General features: G+C 57.9%; 19 protein-coding genes. 8 read left to right on the forward strand and 11 right to left on the reverse strand.

Features of this window, described 5'->3' with window-relative positions:
* Positions 1 to 128: 128 nt before the first annotated feature.
* The 6 genes from OE750_RS14185 to OE750_RS14210 are packed head-to-tail and all read right to left on the reverse strand — an operon-like array spanning position 129 to position 4900.
* Positions 129 to 1004, reverse strand: coding sequence for a cell envelope integrity protein TolA (locus OE750_RS14185; RefSeq protein WP_263764933.1), 876 nt, complete (start codon positions 1002 to 1004; stop codon positions 129 to 131).
* A complete protein-coding gene (locus OE750_RS14190; protein WP_263764934.1) occupies positions 1001 to 1387 on the reverse strand; it encodes an ExbD/TolR family protein in 387 nt (128 codons plus the stop codon). Before OE750_RS14190 ends, OE750_RS14185 begins: the two co-directional genes overlap by 4 nt.
* Positions 1384 to 1731 (reverse strand): biopolymer transporter ExbD, encoded by a 348-nt coding sequence (locus OE750_RS14195; protein WP_263764935.1) that lies wholly within the window; start codon positions 1729 to 1731, stop codon positions 1384 to 1386. The genes OE750_RS14190 and OE750_RS14195 overlap by 4 nt, the downstream gene beginning before the upstream one ends.
* 28 nt (positions 1732 to 1759) lie before the next feature.
* Positions 1760 to 2434 carry a MotA/TolQ/ExbB proton channel family protein gene (locus OE750_RS14200; protein ID WP_263764936.1) on the reverse strand — a complete coding sequence of 225 codons (675 nt, stop codon included), beginning with the start codon at positions 2432 to 2434 and terminating at the stop codon, positions 1760 to 1762.
* Positions 2431 to 2850 (reverse strand): hypothetical protein, encoded by a 420-nt coding sequence (locus tag OE750_RS14205; protein WP_263764937.1) that lies wholly within the window; start codon positions 2848 to 2850, stop codon positions 2431 to 2433. Before OE750_RS14205 ends, OE750_RS14200 begins: the two co-directional genes overlap by 4 nt.
* A gap of 10 nt (positions 2851 to 2860) precedes the next feature.
* Positions 2861 to 4900, reverse strand: coding sequence for a TonB-dependent receptor domain-containing protein (locus OE750_RS14210; RefSeq protein ID WP_263764938.1), 2040 nt, complete (start codon positions 4898 to 4900; stop codon positions 2861 to 2863).
* Positions 4901 to 5123: 223 nt separating this feature from the next.
* On the opposite strand from OE750_RS14210, the gene OE750_RS14215 reads away from it, so the two are divergent.
* From OE750_RS14215 to OE750_RS14230, 4 genes are read left to right on the forward strand one after another with little or no spacing between them, the layout of a single operon-like run.
* Complete coding sequence (locus OE750_RS14215) at positions 5124 to 6179, forward strand: hemin-degrading factor (RefSeq protein WP_263764939.1); 1056 nt, start codon at positions 5124 to 5126, stop codon at positions 6177 to 6179.
* Positions 6176 to 7021, forward strand: coding sequence for a heme/hemin ABC transporter substrate-binding protein (locus OE750_RS14220; protein ID WP_263764940.1), 846 nt, complete (start codon positions 6176 to 6178; stop codon positions 7019 to 7021). Before OE750_RS14215 ends, OE750_RS14220 begins: the two co-directional genes overlap by 4 nt.
* A gap of 10 nt (positions 7022 to 7031) precedes the next feature.
* On the forward strand, positions 7032 to 8090 hold the full coding sequence (locus tag OE750_RS14225; protein WP_263764941.1) for a FecCD family ABC transporter permease: 1059 nt from the start codon (positions 7032 to 7034) through the stop codon (positions 8088 to 8090).
* Positions 8087 to 8872, forward strand: coding sequence for a heme ABC transporter ATP-binding protein (locus OE750_RS14230; protein ID WP_263764942.1), 786 nt, complete (start codon positions 8087 to 8089; stop codon positions 8870 to 8872). Before OE750_RS14225 ends, OE750_RS14230 begins: the two co-directional genes overlap by 4 nt.
* A 32-nt stretch (positions 8873 to 8904) precedes the next feature.
* Here OE750_RS14230 and serB read toward each other — a convergent pair whose 3' ends face one another.
* A complete protein-coding gene (serB, locus tag OE750_RS14235; protein WP_263764944.1) occupies positions 8905 to 9798 on the reverse strand; it encodes a phosphoserine phosphatase SerB in 894 nt (297 codons plus the stop codon).
* Positions 9799 to 10154: 356 nt separating this feature from the next.
* Between serB and OE750_RS14240 the strand changes: the two genes are divergently transcribed.
* From OE750_RS14240 to OE750_RS14255, 4 genes are all read left to right on the forward strand, one after another.
* Complete coding sequence (locus OE750_RS14240; protein WP_263764945.1) at positions 10155 to 11168, forward strand: amino acid ABC transporter substrate-binding protein; 1014 nt, start codon at positions 10155 to 10157, stop codon at positions 11166 to 11168.
* A 116-nt stretch (positions 11169 to 11284) separates the two neighbouring features.
* Positions 11285 to 12418 (forward strand): amino acid ABC transporter permease, encoded by a 1134-nt coding sequence (locus tag OE750_RS14245; protein ID WP_263764946.1) that lies wholly within the window; start codon positions 11285 to 11287, stop codon positions 12416 to 12418.
* Between the two features lie 4 nt (positions 12419 to 12422).
* The gene (locus OE750_RS14250) at positions 12423 to 13523 is read left to right on the forward strand and encodes an amino acid ABC transporter permease (RefSeq protein WP_263764947.1); all 1101 of its coding nucleotides are present in this window, start codon (positions 12423 to 12425) and stop codon (positions 13521 to 13523) included.
* A 22-nt stretch (positions 13524 to 13545) separates the two neighbouring features.
* Positions 13546 to 14316 (forward strand): amino acid ABC transporter ATP-binding protein, encoded by a 771-nt coding sequence (locus OE750_RS14255; RefSeq protein WP_263764948.1) that lies wholly within the window; start codon positions 13546 to 13548, stop codon positions 14314 to 14316.
* A gap of 10 nt (positions 14317 to 14326) precedes the next feature.
* On the opposite strand, the gene OE750_RS14260 is transcribed toward OE750_RS14255, so the two are convergent.
* From OE750_RS14260 to OE750_RS14275, 4 genes are all read right to left on the reverse strand, one after another.
* Positions 14327 to 15304: an SLAC1 anion channel family protein gene (locus OE750_RS14260; RefSeq protein WP_263764949.1), complete on the reverse strand. Its 978-nt coding sequence runs from the start codon at positions 15302 to 15304 to the stop codon at positions 14327 to 14329.
* Positions 15305 to 15382: 78 nt separating this feature from the next.
* Complete coding sequence (cydX, locus tag OE750_RS14265) at positions 15383 to 15511, reverse strand: cytochrome bd-I oxidase subunit CydX (protein ID WP_263764950.1); 129 nt, start codon at positions 15509 to 15511, stop codon at positions 15383 to 15385.
* Between the two features lie 14 nt (positions 15512 to 15525).
* On the reverse strand, positions 15526 to 16689 hold the full coding sequence (gene cydB / locus OE750_RS14270; protein ID WP_263764951.1) for a cytochrome d ubiquinol oxidase subunit II: 1164 nt from the start codon (positions 16687 to 16689) through the stop codon (positions 15526 to 15528).
* A gap of 5 nt (positions 16690 to 16694) precedes the next feature.
* Positions 16695 to 18305 (reverse strand): cytochrome ubiquinol oxidase subunit I, encoded by a 1611-nt coding sequence (locus OE750_RS14275; protein WP_263764952.1) that lies wholly within the window; start codon positions 18303 to 18305, stop codon positions 16695 to 16697.
* Positions 18306 to 18371 lie beyond the last annotated feature (66 nt).

Raw genomic sequence — 18371 nt, forward strand, 5'->3', positions numbered from 1 at the left:
TCAATTTTGCGTCTGGCTTCCCCAAACGCGAATCTGTGGGGTGGCTGCAAATCCTTTTCTGAGTATTTTAGTAGGTTATGTCAACCTGATCTTTTTAGTCAGCTTTATGCTTTCAAACATCGAAACAGCTACCGCCCTTTAATTTTGATGGAATAGCCCCGCCGCGCACCAGAAGGAGGGCGCGGAAAAGGCTGCGCCTTGCGCACCACAGCCAAAGCAGCCTGATCCAAAGCAGCCGAGCCCGAAGAACGGGCGATACCGGCAGAAGCCAATCCGCCATTTGCCGCAATCGTGAACTGGACAACAGCAGCCCCCTTTGCCGAAGTTCGCGGACGCGGCACACGGGAAATACGCCGCATGACCTGTCCCGGGTAGTTCGATACAGCTGCGTTGCCCTGTGCCTTGCTTGTCGCCGCCTTGCTCGCCTGCTGGGTCTGCGCTTTCTTCTGGGTTCCGGTTTGTGTGCCGGCTTTTGCATTCTGCTTGGCGTTCCCACGGGGCTTGGCAACTTTCTTCGCTGGCGTTCCGGGCGCAGGCTCGACCTTTTTCTTTTTCTCAACAGCTCGCTTCGGCTCGGGCCGCTTTGTTGGCAGCTTCGGCCTGACAGAAGCATTCGGCACACTCGAGTTATCGGGCAAAGCGGCCACAACCATGTTTGCTTCGACAGGTCGGGAGAGGGTCTTCACGGGAGCGGGCGCATCCGCAGTTTCCAAGGGCTTTCCAGCCGTCTTTGCCGTTGCTTCCGATGGCGCCACAAGGCTCGCCTCAAGCGGCTTGACGGGTTCTGCGCTCGTTGGCTGCAAGGCAGGCTCGATCGTTTGCACAGGTTGCAGCGTTCCTGCCGTCAAATCCGCGAAACTTGATCCCATCGAGGACTCCGCCACATGCGCTCCCCCTTCAACCAAGCTCTCAGGCTCTGGTGAAATCAGCGTCATAGCCGCCAGATGCAACCCGAATGATGCCATCAGAACGGACGTAAAGACCAAAGGTGAACGCTCAATCATTGCAAAGCCCTTTCGGTTGAAATCATGATCTTGCCCGCTCCCGCCGCGCGCAACTCGGATGAAATGCGCAGCAAATCGGCAGCCGGCAAAGCGCGGTCCGGCATCAAGCGCACAACATCGTCTGGCTGCCTGTCGGGCTGCTCAAGAAAAGCCACAGCCGATGGCAACACATTACCGCGGTGGCGAAGTTGCCCCTCTCTGCCGATCACCAGCGCATCAGGCGGCTCGCGCCCTTCCAGCGCGGCGGTTTCAACAAGCGCAAGGTCACCATCGACAGGAGGCGCAAGCGTGCCCGCCACCATGAAGAATACCAACATCAGAAACACGATGTTTATAAGCGCAATTGTCGGCTCCTTGCGGCTGCGGGCTGGGCTTCGCTTCATGACGGAGCCAGAATGTGGAAGGAGAGTTTCGGATGGGCCCGCAAGACCACCAGCACATCTGTCAAACGCTGCGAAGACACTTCACCGGAAAGGCTGAGAAGCAACTTGCTGTCCCCCTCCTCCAGTTGAGAAAGTCGTTCGGACAAAACCTTAATATCCAACTCTGCTGTGTTCAGACGAAGCGCGTCAGGCGTCACCTGTAAAAACAGCGCTCGCTCTCCCGCCCCCGAACCCGCACCTTGTGCGCCTGAACTCGCCAGCTCGACTTCGGAAAACTTCGAGAATGTCGAAGACAGCATGAAAAAGAGCAGCAAGAGAAAGATGACATCAATCAACGATGTCATAGAAAGTGCACGGCGGCGGAATCCGGTCCTAAGCGCCATATGCGACACGCTGCTCGCCAGCGCTCTCAGGCGCTTGCGATGCCCCCGTCGGTGTCAGGATCACCGCAAGCCCACGTTCGGCCAACACCCGCTCCGCTAGCATCCGGCTCTCGAACCACGACAAGACAACAGAGGTCGGCATAGCAACCGCCAGCCCGACAGCTGTGGTCAACAGCGCAACCCAGATACCGCCCGCAAGCAATGAAGGATCCACCTGACTGCCTGCGGCTTGCAACGATCTAAACGCTTCAATCATGCCCAAAACTGTCCCGAACAAACCCAGGAGCGGGGCCAGTTGCGCAACAGAATCAAGAAGCCGGAAGCCGCGCTCAAGTTGCGCAAACCGCGTCTCCGCCTCGGCCTCGATGCGCGCACGCAAATCGGTTGCCGTGCGATGCTCCATCGCCATGCGAAAGGCGGGTGCAAGATAGCTCGTGCTGGCACTTAACTGCGCCGCGGCTTCTGTACGGTCATTCCGGTCCCAGGCTGAAATGGCACGCTGCAAGGCCTTGTGTCGCCCGACACCCGCACGCTGAAACTGCCAGAGCTTATAAAAAAAGACACTCGCCGTCAGGATCGAAACCGCGATCAGCAGAGCAACAACCGGCCCCCCAAGGTCAAGCACCTGCTCAACAGATTGCTTTAGGGATTGAATGAAGCTCATCCCGCCAACTCCGTTTCCGTGCGCGTGCTCAGCTTGAGAGACGCCCCGCAAAGCGGGCTGTCTGCTCCGGCAATTTTGCAACTGCTCGCACCATTGATCAAAATCTGACCCAGATTTTCACACGCCAAACCGTCCACCTGAAACTGGCGCACCCGAGGCCTTCCCGCAGGAAGAGCCCCGAAGTCAAAAAGCGTCAAGCGGTCCACCTGCCCGGATTTATCAAACAGCACCGTTTCGAAAACCGCCGCCTCAATATCCTGCTCATGATCGTTGCCCACCAGAAAGGACAGAAGACATCCGCTCTCTGTCTTCACTTCCGCGTTCAATTCAACAGCGAGTGTCGGCACAGTCTCTTCAGCCAAGGCTTGCGAACAAACCAATGACAGAGCAACGATAATGTATTTCGATATGCGCATCATAAAGCCTTTAGAATGTGCGGGAGAGTGTAAGTTTGAGGTTTCGGCCCGGTGCCAGACGGGTCGACAAATGCGGGGTGTATTCGCGGTCAAACACGTTCTCGATACCAAAGCGGATTTGCGTATCTTTCAACACACCGCTCTGCGGAACGTAGGTCGCACGCAGGTTATGAACTCCAAAGCCAGGCACAGTCGCGGCAGCAGTGTTCACCGCCTTGTTCCCGACAACTTCCCAGCTCAGGTCCAGCTCTTCGCCAAACTTCTGACCGACCGTGAAACGCAAACTGTCGGCAGGAGAGTTACGCCAATCTGTCGTGGCAATCCCCGTTGCGTATTCCTTCCCGCTCGCGATGTTTGCGTTCAGGTCCATGTAGAACCCGCTTTCCATCGCATAGGAAACTTCAATCTCAACCCCTTCGGTTTCAACTTTGTCCAGCGCGGGTGCGGGCGGTCGAACACCCGGGACCAAATAGCTCGTCACGTCATACAACCGTGTCTGATAGACTGTCCCCTTGATCGCAAAGACATCTCCGCTTCGGAACAAGTCGGAACGATCAAACGCCGCGCCAACCTCGAATGTGCGGGATTTCTCCGACTGGGTAATGGCTGATGCCGTGGCGAGATCGTCGATAATCGGAAGGCCTTCTGTATAGGCCGCGCTGCCGAAAACAGACAAACCGTTCTGGAAAGCATAACGCACCGACAGCCCGCCCATAAGCGCACTTTTTTCGTATGTTCCATCATTAGGCGCGGTCGAGCCTGTGATTTTCGAGCTCTCGTAGCGCAGACCCGGCGTAATGGTCCAGGCATCTCCGATCCGCATGTCATCAACAGCAAAGAACGCGACGCGCTTGTCCACACCGCCCGCAGCTGTGCTGGCATCCAGCCGCTCACGGCGGATCAGCTCAAGGCCAGTGCGCAACTCATGACTCACAACGCCCGTGCTGAACTGGCTGGTGTTTTTCAGCGCAAGTTTGGTTGTCTGATAACGGTGGTCCGCCCCTACCAGCCCGAGCAAAGCGGCCCCTGAAGGCGTGCCCTCGAGAGGAGAGCTTCCCGGGACATAGCTTTGGTCGATCTGCTGGTCGGCATGTGACAACACAACATCCAGATCAATCAGGTCATTGCCAGCCGGATTGAAATTATACCGCACAGCGGATGTGGTCGATTCTGTATCACGGTCGACGTTGCCGAATGAATCAGCCGTTGTCGTAAAGCTGTCAAACGGGACATCGCGGTCGCTTGAAGTGGTTTTGGCGTAGCTGAAGGTAACCGATTGATCGCGGCTTTGCCCGAAGGTGTACTTCGCCTTGAAGAGGCCCGAGGGCAAGGTGAAGGCACTGTTGCCAATGGCCGCACCGCTGCCGTCTTCCTGATTATCCTGATCCCGCCACGTATAATTCAGCAGGAATTCCATATCTTGTGTCGGTTGCCACGCCAGCGTGCTTGAAGATGTCAGCCCATCGCCGTTGCTGCCAAACTCCAGTGTCTGGCCAAGCACGAAGCCGATCTCACCGCCCGTCAAATCCGAAGCATCCTTTGTTTCAAGCTGGACAACGCCACCAACGATACCCGAACCGAACTCGTAGCTGCCCACAGTGCCGCGGATCACATTTACGGATTTGTAGAGGAACGGATCGGTAAAGAGCTGGTTGCCGATACGATAAAGCCTTTCCGCTCCAACGCTGGCCCCGTCGATCTGCACAGCGACTTTTCTATCATTGCCATAGGTGCTGTTCGCCCCATATCCGCGGATATTAATGCCGGATCCCTGTGGCGTGGACCCGTTCACAAGGCTGACCCCGGGAACAGAATCAATCAACTCTGCAACCGTGCCGGCCTGACGGTCGTTGATCTCTTCCTGATCAACAGTCGTGACAGGAACCGCTGTGTCCGTCTGCACCTGCCTTTTGCTCTCGCCCAAAACGAGAGTTCCAAGAAAGCCGCCTTCAGCCTCTTGAGAGCGCAGCGCGCCGGTTCCGAGTGTCAAAATGATAAGGCTCGTTGTTCCGAGCAATAGAGCACGTGTTCCAGCAGTGGTGGTGGGCATTGAGAATCCTCGCAAGCATGTCAGGGGGCCGGTTGCTTGCGAATGGCTGGCGGAGGCATGAATTAATTTGCACCGGTGTTTCCAGTGCTCTTGCGGCTTTTAGGAAAGCCTACTAAAAGTGTCAACAATAAAGGTTGAGTGATTTACTAACCTTTGCCAGCCGGTGTCAGTCGTACGCCTTGCCAGCCAACCCCCCAATTCAACAACAAGGCCAAGGTGCAACATGACCCAAACTGATTCCCTGACTCCCGACAGCATCCGCGCATTCCGCGAAGATCACGCGAATATGCGAGAAAGGGATCTGGCCGATAAGCTCGGTATCAGTGAGGCCGGGCTTGTTGCAGCCTATTGTGGCGAGAGCGCCACCCGCATTGATGCCCACCCCGACAAGATCATGGGGGCGGCCCAAACCCTTGGCGAAGTCATGGCACTGACGCGGAACCCCTCATGCGTGAACGAGAAAGTGGGCGTCTATGACAACTATCACCCGGGTCCTCACGCCGCGATGATTCTGACCGACGATATCGACCTGCGTATCTTCCCGAGCCATTGGCAGCACGCCTATATGGTCGAGAAAGAAACTGACGCAGGCACGCGCCGCAGCCTTCAGGTTTTTGATGCCGCAGGCGATGCCGTCCACAAGATATTCCTGCGCGAAGGCTCCGACCTTGCCGCTTGGGACCGTGCGAAAACAGACCTGAGACTTGACGATCAGGCACAGTCGCTGAGCGTCAGCGCGCGCAAGCCCGACGAACCCGCCAAGGCCGACACCTCCAAGCTCGACATCCTGCGAAAGGAATGGGCGCGCCTGACAGACACACACCAGTTCCTCCGCCTCACGTCAAAGCTCAAAATGAACCGCCTCGGGGCCTATCGCATCGCGGGTGAGCCCTTCGTGCGCGCGCTCGCGCCCACGGCCGTTGACCAGATGCTCCGGCAAGTCGCGGCAAGTGAACTGGAAATTATGGTGTTCACAGGCAATCGCGGCTGCATCCAGATTCACTCCGGCCCGATAGAGACACTCAAATCCATGGGCCCTTGGCAAAACGTGCTGGACCCGCGCTTCAACCTTCATCTGCGCCTCGATCACATCGCAGAAGTCTGGGCCGTCGAAAAGCCGACACAACGCGGACCAGCCGTCTCGATCGAAGCCTTCAATGCCGAGGGCGGGCTTATTCTACAAGTCTTTGGCTTGGGCAAAGAGGGCCGCGATAGCCGCCCTGCTTGGGGTAAACTGGTGGCAGGCCTTGAAGGCCTCAACACAGAGGTGAACGCATGATCCGCGCTGCCTCTCTTGCCGCTTTCCTCATTTCTGCCCTGCCCGCAACGGCACAGGAAAAGACAAAAGGCATTGTTGCCGTAGGTGGCTCCGTAACCGAGATCATCTACGCACTTGGCGCAGGTGACCGCGTGATCGCCCGCGACACAACCTCCAGTTTCCCCCCCGAGGTCGAGGCATTACCAGACATTGGCTACATGCGCGCCCTGTCACCCGAAGGTGTTCTATCCGTCAACCCCGAGATCATTATCGCAGAAAGCGGGGCAGGCCCGACAGAGACCATCACTGTGCTGGAAGGGGCGAACATCCCCTTCATCACAGTGCCCGACGAATACTCGGCATCGGGCGTCAGCGCCAAAATCATCGCCGTCGGAGAGGCCATAGGCGAAGAGGCAAACGCCAAGGCGCTTGCCGATGACCTAAAGCGCGAACTCGACGAGATAACACGCTCAACAAACGAAATGGCCGGCGACAACAAGAAACGGGTGCTCTTCATCCTCAGCACACAAGGCGGGCGCATCATGGCCTCAGGAACCGAAACCGCAGCGGCCGCGATGATAGAAATGGCAGGCGCTGAAAACGCGGTAAGCGCCTTTGACGGCTACAAACCCTTAACAGATGAGGCCGTTATCGCCGCCGCGCCCGATGCAATCCTGATGATGGACCGCGGAGGAGATCATGACAGCTCGATTGAGGAGTTGCTGCAAATGCCTGTCATTGCCTCGACACCTGCTGCCAAAAACCGCGCCGTGATCCGCATGAACGGCCTCTATCTGCTGGGTTTCGGCCCACGCACGGCCAAGGCCGTTGTCGATCTGAACCAAGCGCTCTACGGCGGCTGATCCTGTGGCAATGATTGCAGATACCACCGTGCCGCAAGATCGTCGCCGCACCGCACGGCGCGCGCACGTCTGGCTGACAGCCTTGCTGGTCCTCATCAGCATCGCAAGCCTTGCCATCGGCGCTTCCGGCACGTCCCTTTGGGGCGCCTTGCAAAAGCTCGTGTCAGGCCAACCGCTCAGCCAGACAGAACAGGTCGTCTTGTGGGATATTCGTATGCCACGGATGATCCTCGGTATCTGCGTCGGTGCATCTTTGGCCGTTTCGGGCGCGGTGATGCAGGGGCTTTTCCGCAACCCTCTGGCCGACCCCGGAATCGTGGGGGTAAGCGCTGGTGCAAGCCTCGGTGCAATCACCGCAATCGTTCTCAGCGGGCTTCTTCCTTTGGCCGCCATGGCATGGCTCGGCTTCTGGCTTGTGCCACTCGCGGCCTTTCTCGGCGGCTGGGGGTCAACCATTCTGCTTTACCGCGTCTCGACACGGCGGGGGCGCACCTCCGTCGCGACAATGCTTCTGGCGGGCATAGCGTTGGGGGCACTGGCAGGGGCGCTGTCTGGTATCCTTGTCTACATGGCCGATGATGCGCAACTGCGTGATCTCACCTTTTGGGGATTGGGCTCACTGGCCGGCGCCACATGGGCCAAAGTTCTCGTCGCAGGCCCCGTTATTGTCCTCTCAATTCTGGTCGCAGCCTCGCTCGGCCACGGCCTCAACGGGCTGGCATTTGGCGAGGCAACGGCATCCCATATGGGCATTCCCGTTCAACGCATCAAAAACGCGGCGATTCTGGCAGTCGCTGCCGCCACTGGCGCTGCTGTCGCAGTGTCTGGCGGCATCGGTTTTATAGGGATCGTCGTGCCGCACCTGTTACGCCTGTCAACGGGACCAGATCATCAACCCCTGTTGCTCAATGCAGCCCTGCTCGGCGCAAGCCTGCTGCTCATCGCCGATGTCATCAGCAGAGTCATCATTGCACCGGCCGAACTGCCCATCGGTATTGTCACAGCCGTTCTCGGCGCGCCGGTTTTCCTGTGGATTTTGCTGCGCCGCCGCGGATTGGTCGACCTATGACACTGACAACACGCAACATACACGCCCGTATCGGCAAAAAAGAAATACTGCATGGCATTGATTTCACCGCCCGCGCGGGAGAAATCACCGCCATTGTCGGCCCCAACGGATCGGGCAAATCAACCCTGCTCAAAGCCATCACTGATGAAGTGGATTTCACAGGCGAGGTTATTCTGAACGGCCGGAACACCGCCAAAATGAAACCGTGGGAGCTTGCCGCCATGCGTGGCGTTCTGCCCCAATCCACAACGCTGGCCTTCCCCTTCACCGTGATCGAGGTGGTTCGCATGGGGCTAATGGCAGGGGCTTCCGGCGAACGCGCCGATATTCCCTCCCGCGCTTTGGCCGCCGTGGGCCTCGACGGTTACAGCGGACGTTTCTATCAAGAGCTGTCCGGTGGCGAGCAGCAGCGCGCCCAGCTGGCGCGCGTTCTCTGTCAGGTCTGGCACCCCGTCGTTGATGGTGCCCCGCGCTGGCTGCTCCTGGACGAGCCTGTTGCCAGCCTCGACATCGGCCATCAGCTTCTGGTGATGCGGTTGATGAAAGACTACGCCTCGCGTGGTGGCGGCGTGGTCGCAGTCATGCACGACCTGAACCTGTCGGCAATGTTTGCCGATCAAATGGCCATAATCATGAGCGGCACGCTTCTGACATCCGGCCCACCCGATACAGTCATCCAGAATGACATCCTGTCAAAGGCATATGGCTGCTCCCTAACAGTCAACACAGCGCCTGAAGAGGGCCAAAGCTTCCTTCTCCCGCACCTTGCCATGCACAACTAGGCTCTCCCGCAGCGGGGAGAGGCGCAAAAGCATCAGCTGTTTTGCACAATGTCAGAGCGGGCATAACCCTGCGCATAGAGCAGCGCGGTAAGATCACCATGCGCAATATCAAGCTCGACAATTTCCCGCACGATAGGCTTGCCCATGTAGCTGGCGGGCAGGCCGCAAGCTTGCAGCATTTCGATATCGTTCGCTCCATCGCCGATGCAACATGCCATCTGCGGGTCAATACCCAACTCCGCGCAACAGCTCAGCAGAACCTCTTTCTTGGTTGCCCCGGTGCCAACGGGGTCGTGCAACTCGCCTGTCATAACACCCCCCTGCATGACAGGGTGGTTTGCATAAACCATGTCAAACCCGCATATCCGCGCGACCTCATCGGCAAATATGCCAAACCCGCCTGTCGCAAGCACGGTCGTCGCCCCCGTAGCGCGCATGGTTTGCACAAGGCTGCGCGCGCCAGGCGCGATGCGAATGCGGCGGCTCAAGGCTTCCAGTTCTGCCTGCGTGGTTCCTGCAAAAAGCCGCGTTCGGTGTCTTAAAGACTGCTCGAAATCCAGCTCGCCTGCCATCGTGCGTGCGGTAATCTCTGCGACAGCCTCGCCAATCCCGCGGTCGCGAGCCATAAGATCAAGCATTTCGTCCAGAATTATGGTCGCTTCCATATCGGCCACCAACAATTTGCACTTCACAGGTTCAGCGCGGCTTATCCGCAGGTCAAACCCGTAGCGCTCGGCAATAGCCCTTACCTGCGGGCCGCTCGTCGCCGCATCAAAGCCAACGGCTCGCACAGCCCAAGCTTGCTCCGCACTTAGCGTTTTCATCACCTCGGCCTTCACGCCCGCTTGCTCAAGCGCGCCCAGAAAGCCGCTCAACCCCTTGCCGCCAAGACCCTCCGCCCCGATGATGACAAAAAACGAAATCATGCTTAATATTCCTTGCTTACAAACAGCCCACACGCGGCAGCGCCCGCTCCATTGCGGACATCTCAGAAAGAGACAGTGAGCATGATTTGCACAGCTTGTCAGGCGCTTTTAAACTGTCGCCTCATATTCGCGCTCTGGCCGCGGGCATCGCTCAAAAGCGGGGCAAGCGCGCCTCAAAAGCCACACCACGCACCCGTTTCCATATTTACTTCCCCTGAGGGATTGCTACCTTCCAATGATCTCTGCGTTTGCATTGCCGCCTCGTAGTGTCTGAAGACGGAAGCGTGGCACCATCCCCGTTACCTGATTGGGGAAGGGTCTCAGGCGGCTATTTTTGAAACCTAAAGGAAAAAACGATGCGCAATTTTTTGAAATTTGGAACAATCACCGCTGCTGCCCTAACTGCCGCAGGTATGGCCTCGGCCGCAACACTGGAAGACGTGCGCGCCGCAGGTGAGCTGGCTTGCGGAGTAAGCGAAGGCGTCCCCGGGTTCTCCAACCCGAACTCCGATGGTGACTGGGTCGGCCTTGATGCCGATATCTGCCGCGCCGTTGCTGCCGCCGTCTTGGGCGATGCAAACGCCGTGCGCTTCGTGCCGCTCGCCTCCAAGCAAAAGGTTCTCGCCGTTTCCAGCGGTCAGGTTGATCTGACATCGCGCACAACCACATGGACCATGAAACGCGACTCCGCCGAAGGCGTCGATTTCACAGCCGTTGTCTATTACGATGGGCAGGGTTTCATGGTCAGTTCCGAAGCGGGCATCAAAAGCGCCAAGGAAATGGACGGCGCAACCGTCTGCGTGACAACAGGCACAACGACCGAGCTCAACCTTGCCGACTTTGGCCGCGCCAATGGCCTTTCCCTTGAACCCGTCGTGTTTGAAGGCAAGCGCGAAGCGGTTGACGCCTATGCATCCGGCCGTTGCGATGCCCTGACAACCGACCTCAGCCAGCTCGCCGCCTTCCGCAGCAGCTTCGCCGACCCGAGCGCCCATAAAATCCTCCCCGAGGTGATTTCCAAAGAGCCGCTGGCCCCGCTGGTGGCCCACGGTGACAACCAGTGGAAAGACATCGTCACATGGGTGATTTACGGCCTGATCTCGGCAGAAGAGCTTGGCGTAACCCAAGCCAATGTCGCCGAAATGGCAGCAAGCTCGCAAGACCCCAACATCCAGCGTATGGTGGGTGCATCAGGTGACACTGGCGGCTTTATCGGGCTGGAAAGCTCATGGATGGCCGATGCGATCACGGCTGTGGGCAACTACGGCGAAATCTACGAGCGCAACCTCACAGCAACACTCGGGCTTGAGCGAGGCCTGAACGAGCTTTGGACCAAAGGCGGCATTCTTTACGCAATGCCCATCCGTTAAAGCGCGGTCCATCGCTTCAAAACAAGGCGGCTGGCATCCCTGCCAGCCGCACCGATACGCTTCACACGGAACCAGCAATGCCCTCAGCCAAAAGAACAGCAAAAACGGGTCTCTCCTTGCAGACCCTTTGGTCTTTCCTGTCTCAGGGGGCCGTTCTCGCCCTTGTGATGGGCATTGTTTACATCCTGTTTTCCAACACTCAGGAAAACCTCGCCTTGCGCGGCATCGAAAGCGGATTTGACTTTCTGGGCAAAGAAGCAGGCCTGCCGATCGGCGACAGCCTGATAGATTATGACCCGACCCGCGGCTACGGCTACGCCTTTCTTGTCGGAATACTGAACACTCTGTTCGTGTCCTTCCTCGCCATCATCTTTTCTACAATCCTCGGTGTATTCGTCGGAATCGCGCGGGTCTCGCACAACTGGCTTCTGGCAAAAATCGCTGCAATTTACGTTGAAACCCTGCGCAACCTGCCGCTGCTCCTCACCCTCTTTTTTGTCTACTCGGTCGTTCTGGCCGCCCTGCCACATCCGCGCGAGGCTATCGAGCTCATGGAAGGCGTCTACCTCTCCAAACGCGGCTTCTACCTGCCCCGCCCTCTGGCCGAGGCGGGCTTTACCGCCTTCCTCATCGCCGCCGCCGTTGCCCTCATTCTGGGCTTTGCTTTCTGGCGCTGGGCCATCTCCTACAAGCTGCGCACAGGTCGCTCCATGCCGGGTTTCTGGGGCGGGCTGGCCATCTTCGCCGCCCTCACAGGTCTGGCCTTTCTTGTCACTGGCCGCCCGCTCGGCAGCGAACTTCCCGTCTACGCGGGCTTCAATTTCAAAGGCGGCCTCGCCATGAAACCCGAGTTCGCCTCGCTGCTCATCGGTCTGGTGCTCTATACCGCCGCCTACATCGGCGAAAATGTCCGCAGCGGCATCCAGTCTGTCGAAGCAGGCCAGATCGAGGCCGCCAATGCGCTCGGCGTATCAAGCGGCGTGGTCACGCGCATGGTGCTGCTCCCGCAAGCCCTGCGCGTGACCATCCCCGCCACAACAAATGACTACGCCAGCCTCGTCAAGAACAGCTCCCTCGCGGTGGCCATCGGTTACCCGGATATGGTTTCCATCGGCGGGACCATTATTGGCCAGAACGGCCAGGCCGTTGAAATCATCGCCATGTGGATGGCTGTTTATCTGACAATCAATCTCATCATTTCGGTGGGCATGAATTTCCTGAACGCCCGCGTTCAGCTTGCCGAAAGGTGACCCGATGACAGACGAAGCCAGAGTTTTCCAACCCGCAAAAGCGCGGCCCGCCCCTTCTAGCAAGCTGGGTGCCGTGGCATGGCTGCGCGAAAACCTGTTTGGCGGCTGGAAAGATACCGTCGTTACACTGATCCTCCTCGCGTTGCTTGCCGCCACCGTGCCCAACCTCGTCGACTGGCTCTTCCTGCGTGCGACGTATGTGGGCGATGCCGATGTATGCCGTGCAAACGGCGGCGCGTGCTGGCCCTTCATCATCGACAAGTTCAATGTCCTCATGCTCGGCGTCTACCCGCAAGAGCTTGGCTGGCGTCCCGGCCTCGCCGCAATCGCCCTGCTTGTCCTTGCGGGCCTCACCTATACCAACCGCCTGCGCGGTATCTATCTGATCGTCGCATGGGCCGTCCTGCCGTTCTTCGCCCTCGTCATGATCGGCGGCGCATTCGGTATGCAGGAGGTCGATCAATCGCTCTGGGGCGGCCTCATGCTCAGTATCATGCTGGCGCTCGTCGGTGTGATCGTCTCGATCCCGCTTGGCGTGCTGCTCGCGCTTGGCCGCTACTATGGCTCGCCCGTGGTCATATCCCTCTGCGTGGCCTTCATCGAGCTTCTGCGCGGCGTGCCGCTGATCACCATCCTCTTCATGGCTTCCGTGATGATGCCGCTGTTCTTGCCGCCCGATCTTGTCATCAACAACCTGCTGCGCATCCAGATCGCAATGATCATGTTCTCCTCCGCCTATATGGCCGAGGTGGTGCGCGGCGGTCTTCAGGCCATTCCTGCAGGCCAGACCGAAGCCTCCCTCGCACTCGGCGTTACCCGCACACGCACCATCGCCTTTGTCATCGTCCCGCAAGCGTTGCGCCATGTCTTGCCGCCCCTCGTCGGGCGCTGCATTGCGCTATTCAAAGACACCTCGCTGGTCATCATCGTGGGGCTTCTCGATTTCCTCGGGATGATCAAAAACGCCGCCCTCGATACAAACTGGCTCGGCTTTCAGGCCGAGGCCTATGTCTTCGCCGCCTTCGTCTACTGGATCATCTGCTACAGCCTCAGCCTCTACGGACGCGAGCTGGAGCGCCGCGGCCCTGCCGCGCAAAAACGATAACACCGACTTTCTGGAGCCCGTCATGTCCGCAAAAATCCAAAGCCAGCTTGCCGCCGAAAAAACCGTCATCGAGATGCGCGACGTCAACAAATGGTATGGCGATTTCCATGTATTGAAAGACATAAACCTGACAGTCGCCGAAGGCGAACGCATCGTCATTTGCGGCCCGTCAGGCTCGGGCAAGTCCACGCTGATCCGCTGCATCAACCATCTGGAAGAGCATCAGGAAGGCACAATCACTGTCAACGGAACCCTGCTCGACAAAAACAGCAAGAACATCACCCAGATCAGACGCGAGGTCGGCATGGTGTTCCAGCAGTTCAACCTGTTCCCGCATATGACAATCCTCGACAACCTCTGCTTCGCCCCGGTCTGGGCGCGCAACATGCCCCGCGCCGAGGCCGAAGAAATCGCCAACCGCTATCTTGAGCGCGTCGGCATCGCGGAACAAAAAGACAAATTCCCGGGTCAGCTTTCAGGCGGCCAGCAACAGCGCGTGGCCATCGCCCGGTCACTCTGCATGAGTCCCTCGATCATGCTGTTTGACGAGCCCACATCCGCGCTCGACCCCGAGATGATCAAAGAGGTGCTCGACGTGATGATCGAGCTCGCCGGCACAGGCATGACGATGATATGCGTCACGCATGAAATGTCCTTCGCCCGCTCGGTCGCGGACAGGGTCATCTTCATGGATGGCGGCGAGATCGTTGAAGAAAACACGCCCAACGAATTTTTCGACAACCCGCAAGTCGACAGAACCCAGCAGTTCCTCAGCCAGATCCTGCCACACTAAGCCGCAAAACTCACTCGGGGACGCAAATCTGCCCTGCGCGCACCGCTTTTGACGTGCGCCAGATCAGCCCGATCACGACGAGAACAAGCAGCGCCAGAAGGCCTGTGCCAATCCCGCGGTGTGCCACGGAACCCGCAGCATGGGCATAGCCGAAACTGGCAATCGCAAGCGCCGCAACGGGGAAGGACAAGGCCCACCACGACAGCGCAAAAGGCAAGCCGCGAAGCTTCGACGCTTGTGTCAAAACAAGCAGCGCAAAAATATAACCGGCGCTCAGCAGAAAATGCCCGAACGGCCCGACTTCTCCCTCCAGTCGCAACCACGATGTGAAAGCAACAGCAGGCGGCGCGACCAAAATCATCAAGGTCGGCACCATTTTGCCGGGCATCGGATCATGAAACATAAGACGGTTCATAACCAGCGTCAGCAGCACGACCCAGAAGATCAACCCGCCCGAAAAAAACAGCCAAGACACTTCCAGATAGCCAAGCTTTGCGCCCGCCAGAGGCACAATCACATTACCCACTGCAGGAATAAACCACGCAGGCGTCATCATCCCCGTCTGGAAAGGCCGATGGCCGATCCACGCAGAAATAACCGCTAGCGCTAGCAGCCCCTGCGCAGCCGTCCCGATCATCCAGAACACTTCCGCAAGCGCCGGCACAATCTCGAGAAGCGCAGTCGCCAGCAGCAGTAATGAAATCGAAACCGCAGGAAAGAAAGCGATCTTGACGGGGTGATGCCAGTCAGCGGACACCTCGGCAGGATGGCGCAGCGCTTTAGCCGCGTAGAGAACAGCGGTCGTGCCAAACAGCAAAGCTGAAACGACCAGCACAATCGAAGAAACCGTGTGGTCCAAGGCAAATGTCGTCTCCCCCGCGCGCAATGCAAGGGTAAGGCCCATCATGCCCATAGAGATGGCAAAGAACGTGATCGGAAAGTTGGCAAGCCGTGTGGGGCTGTGCGGCGTGGCGGCAGAAACCGACATGGTCAGACCTCTTGAATGTCAAAAATAGAATGCAGGCGCGCGGCAGGCTCGAAGCGTTGCCACGCACCATTTTAGAGCCTAGCTGCGCGGGTCTTGAGTGCCTTTGGCAATCGTGCGCTCATCTTCCTTCAGCTCAAGCCACATCGCGTTCATCACCGCGAAAATAGCAGCCAGCGGCAGGCCAAGTATCCATGCAAAATACCACATAGGTCGTCCTTTCCTTAATAAACCGAGTGAGAGTTTTCAGACACATCGTCTTCCGTGACCTTGCCCCAGAGCACTTTATACACCCAAGCGGTATACATCATGATCAGTGGCATGAAGATCACGGTCGCAACCAGCATAACAAACAAGGTGAGGTGCGACGACGAACTGTTCCAGACGGTCAGTGATGACCGCGGATCGCTCGACGAGGGCATGATAAACGGAAACATGGTCAGACCGACCGAAGAGATCACCCCGAGGATCGACATTTTGGAGAACAGAAGGGTCGACACTTCACGCCCCGCCCGCAGGCCGAGGAAGGTAAGCGCCCCACCGAGGAAGGCCATGACCGGAGCGATCATAATCCACGGACGGTCCGAATAGGCCGTGAGCCAGCTCGCCGTGCGCTCGACTTCAAAATGCAGCGGGTTCGATGGTCCGCCGGTGACATAGTCACCGACAATACGGAACCCTTCAATGCCGACAGCAAGCCAGACACCAGCCAAAGCATAAGCCCCCATAGCCACCAGCGCCGCAACCGATCCGATCGCGCGGGCGCGGGTCTGCACAGGGCCTTCCGCCTTCAGAGTGAGCCATGCCGCACCGTGCATCAGCAACATCGCCAGCGAAACAACACCCGCAAGAACAGAAAACGGATCAAGCAGGCCGATAAACTTCATGTACCAAGCGCCCTCGTAGATCGTGTGCAGGTCGTCAGTAAAGTAGAAGGGCACACCTTGTATGACGTTGCCAACAGCCACGCCGAAAAGAAGCGCAGGCACCGCCCCACTGATGCAGAGTGACCAGTCCCAAGCCGAGCGCCAGCGCTCGTCATCACGCTTGGAGCGATACTTGAACGCCACAGGCCGCACAATGAAAGCCGAAAGGATGACAAACATCGCCAGATAAAAGCCCGAAAAGCTCACCGCATAGAGCGGCGGCCAGGCAGCAAAAATCGCCCCGCCCCCGAGAATAAACCAGACTTGGTTACCCTCCCAGACAGGGCCGACAGTGTTGATGGCCACACGGCGCTGCGTATCTGTTTTGGCCACGAAGGGAAGCAAAGCGCCAACCCCCATGTCAAACCCGTCCGTCAGCGCAAATCCGATCAGCAAGACCCCAAGAAGGCCCCACCAGATCACGCGCAGCAGTTCATAACTCATAAGTTCATGCAGGATCATGTGTTTTACTCCGCAGGTGTTGCGATGGCGTCAGCATTTTGCCGGCCCGCCAATCGGTCTTGGTGACGTTTGTTCCACGCTTCGGTTTCTTCCACGTCCTGATACGGGCCCTTGCGGATGTATTTCAGCATCAGCCCCATCTCGATGATGAACAGAACGGTGTAAAAGATAACAAAGCCCGCGAGTGTCATCGCAACTTCTGTCATCGACAAAGCCGAAACAGACATCGCAGTCGGCAATACCCCGTCCACTGTCCACGGCTGGCGGCCATATTCGGCAACAAACCAGCCAAGCTCGGCAGCAATCCACGGTGCAGGGATCATCCACACAGCCAGGTGCAATGCAGGGCGCGGAAAGTTCATACCCTTGAAGGAGGCTCGGTAGAAGAAATAGCCCATCGTCGCGATGAATCCAAAGCCAAGGCCCACCATGATACGGAAGGCCCAGAACAGCGGCCAAACCTTTGGCACAGTGTAATCGGCGGCGGCTTTGATCTGCTCTTCCGTCGCATCCAGCGGGTTATCGACATATCTTTTGAGCAAGTAAGCAAACCCGAGATCGGCCGAATGCGCCTCAAATTGCGCAGCCATTGCAGGGTCGACATTTTCACGATGCTCACGCACTTCCAAAAGCGCCTCATAAGCGATCATACCAGAGCGAATACGCCGCTCGGCATCCGCCACAAGGTCGTTGATCCCGGGAATTTCCGTGGTCAAAGAGCGAGTGCCGATCAGACCCATCGCCCAAGGGATCTCGATCGCATAATGCGTCTCGCGCGCCTCTTGATCGGGAAAGCCGATCAGGTTGAACGGCGCAGGCGCCTCATGGGTTTCCCACATCGCTTCAATCGCCGCGAGCTTCATCTTCTGGCTGTGCGTCGCCGAGTAGCCTGACTCGTCGCCCAGCAGAACAACGGAAAAGGCAGAGGCCAAGCCGAAAGCAGCCGCAACAGTAATAGAACGGCGTGCCAGCTCGACATGTCGGCTGCGCAGCAAATACCAGGCCGAAACGCCCAGCACAAACACAGAGGCCGTCACATATCCCGCCGAGACGGTGTGCACAAATTTGGCCTGCGCCACTTCGTTGAACAGCACTTCAAAGAAGTCGGTCATCTCCATACGCATGGTCATCGGGTTGAATTCGGCCCCGACAGGGTTTTGCATCCATCCGTTGGCGATCAAAATCCAAAGCGCCGAGAAGTTGGAGCCAATGGCCACCAGCCATGCCACAACCAGGTGAGCAACCTTGCTCAGCTTGTCCCATCCAAAGAAGAACAAACCGACAAAGGTGGCCTCAAGGAAGAAAGCCATAAGCCCCTCAATCGCCAGAGGCGCGCCGAAAATATCGCCGACATAGTGGCTATAGTAGCTCCAGTTCATCCCGAACTGAAATTCCATGGTAATGCCCGTGGCCACGCCAAGGGCAAAGTTGATGCCAAACAGCATCCCCCAAAACTTCGTCATCTGCCGCCAGATCGGGCGGTTGGTCATAACATAGACCGTTTCCATGATGGCCACGAGGATCGACAGACCCAAAGTCAGCGGCACAAAAAGGAAGTGAAACATCACCGTCGTCGCAAATTGCAGGCGCGACAGCTCGATGATACCAAATTCCATATCAACAGCTCCAGTTTTCGAAGGGCCGAATCCCTTCGAGTTAAATTCCGATAGTGGAATGTAATA

Origin of the sequence: Lentibacter sp. XHP0401 (genome assembly GCF_025751535.1) — a bacterium.
GTDB lineage: Bacteria > Pseudomonadota > Alphaproteobacteria > Rhodobacterales > Rhodobacteraceae > Lentibacter.

What these genes read in the sequence shown, in the direction of transcription:
- cydX (WP_263764950.1), bottom strand. Translation starts at nt 15,511, where the DNA reads ATGTGGTATTTTGCATGGATACTTGGCCTGCCGCTGGCTGCTATTTTC.
- OE750_RS14210 (WP_263764938.1), bottom strand. Translation starts at nt 4,900, where the DNA reads ATGCCCACCACCACTGCTGGAACACGTGCTCTATTGCTCGGAACAACG.
- OE750_RS14205 (WP_263764937.1), bottom strand. Translation starts at nt 2,850, where the DNA reads ATGCGCATATCGAAATACATTATCGTTGCTCTGTCATTGGTTTGTTCG.
- cydB (WP_263764951.1), bottom strand. Translation starts at nt 16,689, where the DNA reads ATGATCCTGCATGAACTTATGAGTTATGAACTGCTGCGCGTGATCTGG.
- OE750_RS14255 (WP_263764948.1), top strand. Translation starts at nt 13,546, where the DNA reads ATGTCCGCAAAAATCCAAAGCCAGCTTGCCGCCGAAAAAACCGTCATC.
- OE750_RS14275 (WP_263764952.1), bottom strand. Translation starts at nt 18,305, where the DNA reads ATGGAATTTGGTATCATCGAGCTGTCGCGCCTGCAATTTGCGACGACG.
- OE750_RS14250 (WP_263764947.1), top strand. Translation starts at nt 12,423, where the DNA reads ATGACAGACGAAGCCAGAGTTTTCCAACCCGCAAAAGCGCGGCCCGCC.
- OE750_RS14225 (WP_263764941.1), top strand. Translation starts at nt 7,032, where the DNA reads ATGATTGCAGATACCACCGTGCCGCAAGATCGTCGCCGCACCGCACGG.
- OE750_RS14190 (WP_263764934.1), bottom strand. Translation starts at nt 1,387, where the DNA reads ATGAAGCGAAGCCCAGCCCGCAGCCGCAAGGAGCCGACAATTGCGCTT.
- OE750_RS14185 (WP_263764933.1), bottom strand. Translation starts at nt 1,004, where the DNA reads ATGATTGAGCGTTCACCTTTGGTCTTTACGTCCGTTCTGATGGCATCA.
- OE750_RS14215 (WP_263764939.1), top strand. Translation starts at nt 5,124, where the DNA reads ATGACCCAAACTGATTCCCTGACTCCCGACAGCATCCGCGCATTCCGC.
- serB (WP_263764944.1), bottom strand. Translation starts at nt 9,798, where the DNA reads ATGATTTCGTTTTTTGTCATCATCGGGGCGGAGGGTCTTGGCGGCAAG.
- OE750_RS14200 (WP_263764936.1), bottom strand. Translation starts at nt 2,434, where the DNA reads ATGAGCTTCATTCAATCCCTAAAGCAATCTGTTGAGCAGGTGCTTGAC.
- OE750_RS14240 (WP_263764945.1), top strand. Translation starts at nt 10,155, where the DNA reads ATGCGCAATTTTTTGAAATTTGGAACAATCACCGCTGCTGCCCTAACT.
- OE750_RS14195 (WP_263764935.1), bottom strand. Translation starts at nt 1,731, where the DNA reads ATGACATCGTTGATTGATGTCATCTTTCTCTTGCTGCTCTTTTTCATG.
- OE750_RS14260 (WP_263764949.1), bottom strand. Translation starts at nt 15,304, where the DNA reads ATGTCGGTTTCTGCCGCCACGCCGCACAGCCCCACACGGCTTGCCAAC.
- OE750_RS14220 (WP_263764940.1), top strand. Translation starts at nt 6,176, where the DNA reads ATGATCCGCGCTGCCTCTCTTGCCGCTTTCCTCATTTCTGCCCTGCCC.
- OE750_RS14230 (WP_263764942.1), top strand. Translation starts at nt 8,087, where the DNA reads ATGACACTGACAACACGCAACATACACGCCCGTATCGGCAAAAAAGAA.